At 51.4% G+C, this 12,025-nt stretch carries 9 protein-coding genes; 5 read left to right on the top strand and 4 right to left on the bottom strand.

Features of this window, described 5'->3' with window-relative positions; all coding sequences use genetic code 11:
- Positions 1–199 precede the first annotated feature (199 nt).
- Positions 200–1,489, top strand: a complete 1,290-nt coding sequence (locus RTX30_RS03825; protein ID WP_312686998.1) for a BNR repeat-containing protein — start codon at positions 200–202, stop codon at positions 1,487–1,489.
- Between the two features lie 24 nt (positions 1,490–1,513).
- Complete coding sequence (locus tag RTX30_RS03820) at positions 1,514–2,782, top strand: oligosaccharide MFS transporter (protein WP_312686996.1); 1,269 nt, start codon at positions 1,514–1,516, stop codon at positions 2,780–2,782.
- A 9-nt stretch (positions 2,783–2,791) separates the two neighbouring features.
- Here the strand turns inward: RTX30_RS03820 and RTX30_RS03815 are convergent, their stop codons facing one another.
- The gene (locus RTX30_RS03815; protein WP_312686994.1) at positions 2,792–3,730 is read right to left on the bottom strand and encodes a sigma 54-interacting transcriptional regulator; all 939 of its coding nucleotides are present in this window, start codon (positions 3,728–3,730) and stop codon (positions 2,792–2,794) included.
- Positions 3,731–4,144: 414 nt separating this feature from the next.
- On the opposite strand from RTX30_RS03815, the gene murQ reads away from it, so the two are divergent.
- Complete coding sequence (murQ, locus tag RTX30_RS03810; RefSeq protein WP_312686992.1) at positions 4,145–5,056, top strand: N-acetylmuramic acid 6-phosphate etherase; 912 nt, start codon at positions 4,145–4,147, stop codon at positions 5,054–5,056.
- Positions 5,056–6,495, top strand: coding sequence for a PTS N-acetylmuramic acid transporter subunit IIBC (gene murP / locus RTX30_RS03805; RefSeq protein ID WP_312686990.1), 1,440 nt, complete (start codon positions 5,056–5,058; stop codon positions 6,493–6,495). The genes murQ and murP overlap by 1 nt, the downstream gene beginning before the upstream one ends.
- 27 nt (positions 6,496–6,522) lie before the next feature.
- Here the strand turns inward: murP and RTX30_RS03800 are convergent, their stop codons facing one another.
- From RTX30_RS03800 to RTX30_RS03790, 3 genes are all read right to left on the bottom strand, one after another.
- Positions 6,523–7,512 (bottom strand): hypothetical protein, encoded by a 990-nt coding sequence (locus RTX30_RS03800; RefSeq protein WP_312686988.1) that lies wholly within the window; start codon positions 7,510–7,512, stop codon positions 6,523–6,525.
- A 166-nt stretch (positions 7,513–7,678) separates the two neighbouring features.
- On the bottom strand, positions 7,679–9,772 hold the full coding sequence (locus RTX30_RS03795; RefSeq protein WP_312686986.1) for a TonB-dependent siderophore receptor: 2,094 nt from the start codon (positions 9,770–9,772) through the stop codon (positions 7,679–7,681).
- 140 nt (positions 9,773–9,912) lie between these two features.
- Positions 9,913–10,866, bottom strand: a complete 954-nt coding sequence (locus RTX30_RS03790) for an AraC family transcriptional regulator (protein WP_312686984.1) — start codon at positions 10,864–10,866, stop codon at positions 9,913–9,915.
- A 487-nt stretch (positions 10,867–11,353) separates the two neighbouring features.
- Here RTX30_RS03790 and RTX30_RS03785 point away from each other — a divergent pair, with 487 nt between their 5' ends.
- On the top strand, positions 11,354–11,929 hold the full coding sequence (locus tag RTX30_RS03785) for a helix-turn-helix domain-containing protein (RefSeq protein ID WP_312686982.1): 576 nt from the start codon (positions 11,354–11,356) through the stop codon (positions 11,927–11,929).
- Positions 11,930–12,025 lie beyond the last annotated feature (96 nt).

The following is a 12,025-nucleotide window of genomic DNA, read 5'->3' as shown; positions in this document are numbered from 1 at the left end:
GTGAAGTGCAATAAAATTAAATAAACAAGCCGTATGGTAAATTCTCAATACATATTTTTAAACTTTACCTGGAGTTATTTCCTTTCATCCCGTCATATGTGACAAAGATAACAATTCCTTGACGACAATACTCTCTATTCTTCTTCCCTGAACGGCTGGCCGAATGATTATTTTTGACGGAAATTAACAGGACAAAAAGATGTCTCAAGTAAAACGAGAAATTGAAGTATCCACCATCGGCGAATGCTGCGCCGGGTTTACCGTTGAATATGCGCTACTAGTTAAAGATAAATATTACGTTGCTTATTACAACGCAGAACATTGTATTACCGTTGCCAGCCGCCCACGCGATAAAGGCGCGTGGCAGGTGAGTCACCCCACCGGTGAATGGCTGGCAGATAAAAACAGATTTATGCACCAGACCGGGTACGACAGCCACAATTACCTGACGCTGGCTATGGATAATCAGGGGCACCTGCATCTGGCGGGTAATATGCATAAAGACAAAATGGTCTGGTTCCGGTCAACACGTCCTTACGATATTCACTCTCTGGTTCAGGGAACGATGACCGGTATAAGAGAAGAGAGTGCGACCTATCCGTTATTTTTTAACGGCCGCGATGGCGAGTTACTTTTCCGCTACCGCGATGGCGAAAGCGGCAACGGCGATGACATTTATAATCGCTGGAGCGATAGCGAACAACGCTGGCTCAGGCTGCTGGAAAGCCCGTTACTGAGTGGAAATGGCTTACGCAATGCTTACGCACGTCTCCCCCTTTTCGGCCCCGATAATCAGTGGCATATGATCTGGATGTGGCGCGACACACCTCACTGTGAAACCTGCCATGATCTTTCCTATGCCCGTAGCCCGGATATGATCCACTGGTTCACGCAGCGCGGCGAACCGCTGACGCTACCCATCACGCTGGAGAGCGGCGATGTTGTTGATCCTGCGCCAGTTGAACAGGGGCTGATCAATATGAGCCAGAATATCGGTTTCGATAGCCAGGGCCGGGTATTGATCACCTGGCATCGCTACGATGCTGATGGCTTTTCGCAGGCCTGGATCGCCCATGCACGTCAGGGGAACTGGGTGATTAAATTGCTAAGCCGCTGGGATTTTCGCTGGGATTTTCATGGCATGGGCTCAATTCCGCCGGAAGTGATTATCTCTGCGCCGCACATTGCCGACGGTGGCCTGTATGTGGAATTTCAGCAGCCTGACGGTACCAGCGGACGCTGGTATCTGGATGAGGAGACCCTGGCCGTAACGCAGACTGAATATGGTGCGATTACACCGCTCCCTGCGCATTTCTATCAGGTGGTCGATGACATTGCCCCCCAGGCACAAGTGCAAATAATACCTGAACTTTACCAGCCTCAGCCTGCGCATTTTTTACGCTGGGAAGCGCTGCCCATCCAGAGAGATGTTCCTTCTGACAACCCGGTACCCCCAGGAAAACTGACGCTGATTCGCCTTCACGCGTGAGCTTTATAACAAGAGGATACAATAATGATCTCCGCTGCCTCGAAAAGTGCCTACATCCGTATCAGCCTGTGCCTGTTTTTATTCTATTTTGCCTGGTCTACCAGTTGGTCATTTCTGGCTATCTGGCTGGGCGACAGCATTGGTTTTAGCAGTACACAAATTGGCTATACCCTGTCGATAAATGCCTTATTTGCACTGGCGATAAAACCGATTTTTGGTTTTATTATGGATAAGCTGGGTTTGAAAAAACCGCTGCTGATTGCCGTTGCTATCGCCTCTATTTTCGCCGCGCCGTTTTTTATTTTTGTCTATCAGACCTTGCTAACCACCCACATGATTGCGGGTATGATCATTGGCGGGCTTTATCTGGGTACGGCTTATCTGGCGGGCGTGCTGGTGTTCGAAACCTATGCGGACCGCTACAGCCGGGCATTCGGCTTTGAATTTGGCCGGGTAAGAATGTGGGGCTCGCTGGGCTGGGCCGTGGCGTCCATTTTTGCCGGCCAGCTCTTCAATATGAACCCGCATATTAATTTCATTATTACCTCCTGCGGTGGGCTGGCGGTGTTGATTATCCTGACCACACTTAAAACCGAAGGCGAAGGCATTGACTGGCAGGCCGTGAATGCATCACGAAAAGAAGTGGTGAATAAAAAAGATGTGCGGATGCTGTTTCGCCATGCCAGCTTTTGGGTACTGATGCTGTTTTACGGCGGTATTATCTGGATGATGCAGAGTGCAGAGCAGCAATTTCCCCGCTATTTCGTGACCTTTTTTGCCGATCATCAAACAGGCAACGCAGTACTGGGTTATATGGGCTTTGTACAGTCTGCCTGTGAGTTCGTGCTGATGTTTTCCGTGCCCTTTTTGATCAATCGAATTGGCGCGCGTAACGGGCTACTGCTGGCCGGTTTTGTGATCGGACTGCGGCTGGTGCTTTCGTCGCTGGCGACCCATCCGTGGATGATTATTGTTATTAAACCGATGTACGGCCTGGAGATGGCGCTGCTGTTGGTATCTATCTTTAAGTTCCTTGCCGATAACTTCGACAAACGCCTGACCGGAACCATTTATATGGTGCTGGGCTGTTTTAACTATCTTGGTATTACGGCCATCAATCCCATCGCCGGGCATTATTACGACAAGCATGGATTTGCGGCGACGTATATGGTGATGGGTTGCATCGCGTGGTTGATTACCCTTATCGGGATCAAGTTCCTTGGCAGGCAAACCAGAATACTTCCTGACAATGTTGACGAAATCACGGTCAATACGCTGCCGCAAAGTAAGTAGCAAACCGACTCAGGATTTGTCTCGCATGGACGCGAGGCGATAACGTAACGCCCGGGGTGTGATGCCCAAAAAAGCCGCCGTTTTGGTTTTATTACCGCCGTGGCGTTCCAGCAACCCAAGAATGTAATCGTGTTCGGCACGGCGCCCCTGCTGGCGGACATTAACGATTGCCGCTTGTTCTGTTGCCGTCGCCGGATAAGGTGAAGCGATCCCTAAATCGGCTGTCGTGATTTTATGCTCATCGCTTAAAATCAAACTACGCTGGACTGCATTTTCCAGTTCGCGAAGATTCCCCGGCCAGGCGTGGTTTAGCATCGCCAGACGCGCCTCTTCGCTCAGTGATTTGGTCTCTGGCTGGCATGCCCCATACTTGTGCATAAAGTGCATAAACAACGGCAAGATGTCCTGTTTACGGTCGCGCAAGGGCGAAACATGCAATGAAAGAACAGCAATACGATAAAACAGGTCGCCGTTAAAACGCCCGGCGCTCACTTCATCGTATAAATCTCTATTCGTGGTAACAATCAAATGAACAGGCGGTACAGTTCCAAAATTCGCAGATTCCTGTTCCTCAAGCATGCTCAGTAATTCATTCTGTCTGCCCAGCGGCAAATTACCAATATTTTTTATAACCAGCGTACCGCCACAGGCCTGTGAAAACTTTTCAGCAAACTGTGTCAGCGCATCACAATAAATTTCGACATAAGGTGCATTATTTTCGCGGGTGCACCGGTGAATATAACGGGCCAGAAACCCTTTACCACTCCCGGTTTCACCGGTGATAAGCACAGAGGCCGGAAATTGTGTCAATCGCTGGACGGAGGTAAAGAGATTAATACTTTCCGGCGCGTGAGCAATTAACTCATGATTATAAATGGCACTTCTATCATTTAAAATACACATATCCACCTCTGTTAAATTCCGAAAAAAAAGCCCTGAATGCCACATAAAAATTCTGCGGACATGGCAGGGCAAATAACTCAAGTATTCTCAGCACCACGAATTATACAGATAGCAAAATGAAAGTCTTAATAATTGCTGATATTAAAATATTAATAATTTAAAAACAGAGAGATACATAAAAACGCGTCCTGGGATGAAAAGATCAAATAATATATCAATAAATATCTCAACCTCGGGCTTAATGTCAGTTGAGAAATTTTGTATGCCTGCTGGCACTTTCTCGTCCTGGTGATCAAAGGGCGGAAGGGGATTTTATGAACGCCATCACAGTTAGTCCCTTTCGCTCTCACCATGAATAAATTATTCTTATTTTTATATTATCTAATAATATATTATTCCTTACAGAGTGCCGTAACACGCGGCAGAGAAGATACGCCAAAAAAGTGAAGCGAGACGCTGATGAATATTGATCTATCCAGACTGACGACTGAAGGCCGCAATCCGGCAAGTGCAGACATCGACATGCTTTCGACCGAAGAGATGCTACGGGTGATCAACACAGAAGATCAGAAAGTGGCCCTGGCGGTGGAAAAAACCATTCCTGCGATCACCCAGGCGGTAGATGCCATTGTCAGCGCGTTTCGCCGGGGCGGGCGCTTAATATATTCCGGCGCAGGGACATCCGGTCGTCTGGGGATCCTGGACGCCAGCGAATGTCCCCCTACCTATGGTACGCCACGGGAGCAAGTGGTCGGGCTGATTGCGGGCGGCCATCGCGCCATTTTACAGGCGGTGGAGAACGCAGAGGATAACCGGGCGCAGGGCGTTGACGATCTCAAGGCGCTTAACTTCAACGAAAATGATGTGCTGGTCGGCATTGCCGCCAGCGGTCGCACGCCATACGTCATTGCCGCGCTGGAATACGCCAATAGCCTCGGCGCAACAACAGTTGCCCTGACCTGTAACGAGGGCAGCGAAATGGCTCAGGTTGCGAAGATTGCGATTGTTCCAGTGGTGGGGCCAGAAGTGGTCACCGGCTCTTCACGAATGAAAGCAGGCACCGCGCAGAAACTGGTGCTGAATATGCTTACTACCGGCGCAATGATCCGTAGCGGCAAGGTCTACGGCAACCTGATGGTCGATGTGGAAGCCACCAACCAGAAGCTGGTGCAGCGGCAAATCAATATTGTGATGCAGGCCACCGACTGCGATAAGCAGACGGCAGCCCAGGCGCTTGAAGCGTGTAAGGGGCACTGCAAAACAGCCATTGTGATGGTGCTCGGCCAGCTTAGCGCCACACAGGCAGCGCAGCTGTTGCAGGACAACGGCGGGTTTATTCGTCAGGCATTGAATAACGCGGGAATGAAGTAATGGCAAAAATCACCGGGCAACTTATTGCCAGTATCGTGCAACATGTCGGCGGCAGGGAGAACATAAAAACCTGCGGCAACTGTATGACGCGCCTGCGCCTGACCTTACATAATGAAGCGCTGGTGGAGCAGGACGAGCTAAGAACACTGCCTGGCGTTCTGGGCGTGGTGAATAGCGATGATCAATTACAGATCATTGTAGGGCCAGGCAAAGCCCAGACCGCCGCTGACATGCTTAATGAGCAACTGGACCGTGAACATTCTCCCGCCGATGCAGCCTCGCTACAAAGCATTGCACGCGACACTAAACAGCAAATGAAGGCCCGGCAAACCAGCCAGCTTCACCAGTTTTTGTCAAAATTTGCCACGATTTTTACGCCGTTGATCCCGGGTTTTATCGCCGCCGGGATGCTGCTCGGCTTTGCGACCTTAATTGAACAAAGCCTGCTGACCAGCGCCACGTCAAAGAGTGGGACAGTGGCGCATATCGTTGGCTATATGAAAATTTTTGGCAAAGGGCTATTTACTTTCCTGCCAATTCTGATTGGTTATAACGCGCAAAAAGCCTTTGGCGGCAGCGGCGTAAATGGCGCCATTATCGCAGCGCTGTTTGTACTGGGTTACGATCCGAAAGCCACAGTTGGCTATTTCTCCGGTATCGATAATTTCTTTGGAATGGCGATTGATCCGCGCGGCAATATTATCGGCATCCTGATCGCCGCCATCCTTGGCGCATGGATCGAACGCCAGATCCGCAAAATCGTTCCGGATAATCTTGATATGATCCTCACGTCGCTGCTGACCCTGCTGGTCACTGGCGCGCTGGCCTTTACGGTGATCATGCCGCTCGGCGGTGCCTTATTTAAAGGTATGTCGTGGCTGTTTCTGCATCTGAACGGTAACCCGTTTGGCTGTGCGGTGCTGGCGGGACTGTTCCTGATTGCGGTGGTATTCGGCGTGCATCAGGGGTTTATTCCGGTCTATTTTGCGCTGATGGACGCCCAGGGCTTTAACTCGTTGTTTCCGATTCTGGCGATGGCGGGCGGCGGTCAGGTCGGTGCCGCTTTGGCACTCTACTTCCGCGCCGCGCCGAACGCCGTCATCCGCAACCAGATCCGCGGGGCGATTATTCCGGGCGTGTTGGGCGTCGGTGAACCACTGATTTACGCGGTTACGCTACCGCGTGTGAAACCCTTTGTGACTGCCTGCATTGGCGGTGCCTGTGGCGGTTTCTTTATTGGCACCGTCGCCTGGTTTGGTCTGCCGATTGGCCTCAACACGGTGTTCGGCCCTTCCGGGCTGGTGGCGCTACCGCTGATGACTTCCGGACAGGGGATCTTCGCGGGCATCGCGGTGTACGCGGCGGGTGTGGCCGTCTCCTGGTGCTGCGGCTTTATTGCCACCTGGTGGTTCGGGCACAAAGCGGTCGATCTCAGTTGAGCCGCACACAAAGAGCCCGCCCATTAATTACGGCTGAAACCGCGCTTTCCACATATCAAGAGTGCGCGGAATCTGCGTTTTATCATCGCGGGTGGTGAAGTAGCGCAGTTGAGACTTTCCATCGGCGAGGGGGTAAAGCCGTGCAGCCCAGATCTCTCCCTGCGGTGTGTACATTATGATCGCGGTCTGACGGTTGGCCGCCCCGCGCAGCCACATTGACACCACGGTTGCGCCCAAATTGTCTTTGTCGCCCTCATAGATAAAGACACTGGCGGTATCAACAAACTGCTGATAATCCTCCCCTGCCAGCGCGCGGAATTTATCGTCCAGCGCCTGGGTTGGTAACACGCCAAGAGAGAGTAAGGTGGCGGTCGGTCGGGGGTCGGTTTTTCCCTGCTGGTAACGTCCGTCAATAAATGCGCCGTCAGGCATGATCAGCCGACATCCCCAGTTCGCATTGCTGTGTACCTGTAAAGATCCATCCTGCTTTGGAATGATCAGGATTGAGCAGTCGCTAACATCATGAATATTCTCGACCAGCACCATACCATGCACTTTGCGGGCTTCTGCTGTAAATGCCAGACGGTTAATGCCAGCCCACAAGCGAATATCAGTGCCGATGCTCCACTCGCTGTTGTGGCTAAATTGCAATACGCTGCCGCTCATATGCGGTGCCTGCATATTCCACCAGGTTCCCTGCCAGTTAAAATCCTGGTTCACGTCCGACACCATATTGATGCCTTTATAATAAGCGCGACGAATACAATTATCTGTCGTGCACTGGCGAAAGGCGCTTTCCCACGCCTGGTATTGCTTACGGATCAGACGCGTGTCGTCCTGATCGAGACGCGCACGCCAGATTTCATCCAGAGTTTCATCAAGCCAGCGCAGATCGCTGTTATTACAAATGGTGTTTTCCAGCGGAGTTGCCGCGCGTCGGCAGTTTACTGCCCAGCTGCTCTCTGCATATAAGGCAAATAAAACCAGAATACCACCCAGAAAAAGGTGATGACGCATGGCAACGGTTCTCCCTAAAAGCGCATAAGCCGAACGTTTCTTTCACCGGTCTTGCTGGCTGCATGACCAATACGCCGGAAAAGAGAAAGGCCATTATCGACCAAACCGTCGCCATAAGAAAATGATAAAACGCAGGAAGCCCGGTGGTTTACCGGGCTTTTAGGCATTAGAAAGCGTAAGAAAGGCTGCCAACAATATTGCGCTCGGCACCAAAGTAGCAGTAAGTGAGTGAGTTACAGGCCGCAATATAACGTTTGTCTGTCAGGTTATTGACGGTGACCTGCGCGCTCAACCCTTTCAGACCGACGTGCGACAGATCGTAACCGACGGCCATATCTACCAGTGTGTAAGACGGTAGCGTATGTGTATTCTGGCGATCGGAGGTAATGCCATTCACATAGCGCACGCCGGAGCCGACAGTCAGGCCAGCCAGCGGCCCGGCTTTCACGTCGTAGCTAAGCCATGCACTGGCCTGGTTGCGCGGCGCATACACCGCACGTTTGCCCTGCTCTTCTGCGCTGCTTTTCTTATAACGAATATCGTTATAGGTGTACGCCGCCTGCAAACGGAAGTTGTCCGTCAACTGACCCACGGCTTCCAGTTCAATCCCTTCCGATTCGATCTCACCGATCGAACGGTACGGATCGGTGGGTTCCACTTTAGTGGCAATATTTTCCTGGTTGATGCGATACACCGACGCGCTATACATCGTCTGTGATCCTTCCGGCTGGAATTTCAGCCCTGCTTCCCACTGTTTACCTTTCATCGGCTTGAGGATCTTGCCATTCTCGTCGGTAAAACTGGTTGGCGTAAACGCCGTGGAGTAGCTGACATAAGGTGCAAAGCCGCTGTCAAACAGGTACATCAATGCGCCGCGGCTGCTGAAATGGTTTTGATCCAGCGTATCCTGGGTGTCATCGATCTTATTCACGTTAGTGATCTTCACCTGATCGTGGCGGCCGCCCAATGTCAGACGCCAGCGATCGAGCGACATCTGATCCTGCACATAGATCCCGGTCTGCTCCAGCTTATGCTTTTCCCGGCTATATACGGAAATTGACAGCGGATCGGCACCATATGTCGGGTTGAAGGCATCAATCGCCGGGAAACTGCCATACGAGGCGGTCACATTATTGCTGCGGCGCTGATAATCGATACCCACCAGTACGCGGTGATTAATCATGCCGGTATCCACACTGCCATCAATCTGGTTATCCAGCGTCACCGCCGACAACGACTCATCCGATCCGGAATAACCCCGATTCAGCTCGCTATCGTTCAGCCAGCCTGAAGCATACACCTGGTTAAGATCGACTTTGGTGCGCAGGTAACGCAGCTTCTGGCGCACTGACCAGCCGCTATCAAACGCATGCTCAAGGTTATAACCGACCATGTTTTCACGGCGGTCATATTTATCGTACTTATCTTCGCCTTCAAAAAAGGTGTTGGCGATTTTCTGCCCGGCGTGGGCAACGACCGTCCCTTCATAAGGCAGCCCGGAGTGACTGCCACCTTCCGGATCGCGGTGCAAATAAGCCATCACATCAAGCCGCGTTTTATCGGTGATACGCCATGTCAAACTCGGCGCAATGGCATAACGCTGCTCCTGCAAATGATCGAATTGCGAGTCTGCATAGCGGGTCATACCGGTTAACCTTACCGCCACGCGATCGTTGTCATCCACTGGCCCCGTCACATCAAACGCGGCGCCGCGTTGATTGTTGTTACCGGCAAATAATTTGACTTCACCGCCAGGATCGAACGACGGTTTACGGGAATTCAGCGCAACAATACCGCCCGGCGACGAGCGGCCATATAGCACCGATGCCGGGCCTCGTACCACTTCAATGCTGTCGAGGAACCAGGGATCAATGACCAGAGAACTGTGCGAATTGCTGTCGCCCATCATCTTCAGTCCGTCGAGATAAATGTTATCCAGACTGCCATCGGAAAAGCCGCGCAACACAATATAGTCAAAACGGTTCGACGCGCCGATCTGGTTGCTGTACACCCCCGGCGTATAGCTTACCGCCTGGCGCACGCTCACCGCCCCCTGCTCTTCATACTGCTGCCGGGTCACAATCGATACCGCCTGCGGCGTTTCGATATCCGGCGTTTCGAGTTTGGTCGCTCCGCTTTGCATTTGCGACGTAACCACCACCGTATCGTTGCTGGTTGTGTTTTCCTGAGCCAGAACCGATACGCTCATCCCGCCGGTGATGCAGCCAATCATTAACGCCAGTCGCGTTTTTGCGAACATGAAACTCTCCAGAAGCCGTTATTATTGTAAATAAGAATTATTACCCTTTTGGAATGCGCAATAGCTATGCGCAATGACGAGTCGCATATGCGTGATGACAAAACAGCACAAGCAGGGGGAACGAGAGTCTCCGGGGAATGTCAGGAGGCGCGAATTTCGCTGGGAGCCACACCGTAGCGACGACGAAACGCTGTAGAAAAATTGGTGGCGTGCTGATAACCCGACATCCATGCCGCCTGCTGCACACTGTACCCCTGCGCCAGATAACGCCTCGCCATCTCAAGACGGCAGTCGCGCAGGTAATCAAAAACGGATTGCCCGTAAGCCTGGCGAAATTTAACCCGTAGGCTGCTGGAACTCATCGCCGCAAGCTGCGCCAGCCCGCTCAGGCTGTACTCTTTCTCAGGTTGCTGCTCCAGTAAACGGCGCACGGTTTCCAGTCGGTGCCGCTCCCCGCAGGGAGCCGCGCTACGCTTATCATTGCCCTGCAAGCATTGCCCCAGCGCGTGCCCCAACAGTTGCAATATGACCCCTTCCAGAATCAACTGTTTGGATAAACCCGGCAGCGTCGTCTGCTGGGTCGATTGCAAACCGGCGAGTAAAAAAGGCGGCACCTGCCATAAAAACGTAGGAGCGCCTTGCGTTTCCCATTGCTGCAACAGCGCCGTTAATAATGGCGAGTGCCAGCACCGGTCAGGATCGACGCCCAGCGAAAGGGTGCGCAACTGGTAATCCGGCTGATGGCTGGCATTCATCACCTGATGTTCACTGAGGCGTGAAGTAAACGCCATCCCGGCGCGAACCACATATTCCTGCCCACCAAGACGGAGCATGACGCTTCCTTCAAGGACGACAAGCATATAAAGGGGGCAACTGTGCAACGAGGTGGTTTCATACGGCTGAAGCACACGCACATCCGAACTGGTCAGGTTAAGGCCGGAAGAGAGCGTCATCTCTTCAACATCCCCCTGAATCACAATGCGTTGCTCTTTATTAAGGGATCGATCGGTTGCCAACGCCGGGAAGCGATAATCGATCCCGTAGCGTTCGCCAAAAACGATAAAATCTTCAACCGAAAAGTGTTTTTTTTGCATAGCTGGCAGCCATCGCAATCCCGTCGAACCCTTTGCCCCGGGCGGGGCGAAACGGCTAACACCTTACCATTCACGTCTGTCAGCTTCAATAATATTGAGAACTATTCTCACATACAAACCGCTATCGGACACGCCAGCGGATTGCCAGGCATGAGGGTAAAACTCAATCCGGAACCTACCACCAACAAACTTTTTCTTCTTTATCAGTAGTAAGAGAATCATCTCCATAAAAATAGAGATGTTATTTACGCGTACCTGTTTAATAAATTTGCAATAAATCATAATCTCTACAAATTAGTTCCATCTCACCCCGCTATTATTCTTCCGCGCAATTTATTCATGCTTCTTCATTATTTCTTCATAACGTCAAGTTTTGTAAATTGCCAATATTTGTTCAGAAAATACTTACACGGAAAACATAATTTCGTTTACTCTTATCCGGCATGAGAACGATCGTTCTCAAAACTGATACAACCGAGGGCATGAGATGCAGACAAAAACATCGCAGGAACAGCGCCACCAGCAGCGTAAAGACGAGATCATCGCCGCTGCGCGTCGCCGTTTTCGCGTCAGCGGGTTTCATGCCGCCAGCATGTCGCAGATTGCCCTGGAAGCTCAGTTAAGCGTGGGGCAGATTTACCGCTACTTCGTCAGTAAAGACGCGATTATTGAAGAGATGATCCGCCGTATCATCGACTATCGCATTGCCGAAATGGAAGACAAAACTGAAACCACGCACCTGCCGGAAGTGCTCGCGTGGCGGCATACCTTAAGCCCGGATGACGATGCGCTGATGCTGGAAATGGCGGCAGAGGCCACGCGTAATCCGCAGGTGCAGGCCATGATGATCGAAGCCGATGCCCGTATGTTTGAAAATGCCTGTAACCATATGCAGAGCAGACACCCGCACCTCAACCCTGAGCGTGTTCGCTGCTGTGTGGAGTTATTGGCCGCGCTAATGGAAGGCACGACATTCCGCCGTTTAACCCCGCAAAAATGCGACCCGGCGCAATTACAACAGCTGTATCAGGAAATCACTACAATGCTATTTTCCGATATATAAAATAATTCAAAAAAATTAAGGGAATATAAACCTTAACCTACACATTGCTATATCCAAAATATATAGCACGTCCGCCTGCGCCTAACCCTGTTTAAA

This window comes from Kosakonia sp. (genome assembly GCF_032052965.1).
Classification (GTDB): Bacteria; Pseudomonadota; Gammaproteobacteria; order Enterobacterales; family Enterobacteriaceae; genus Kosakonia.
Note: the sequence above shows the minus strand (reverse complement) of the source record. Positions and strands in the feature narration are given on the sequence as shown.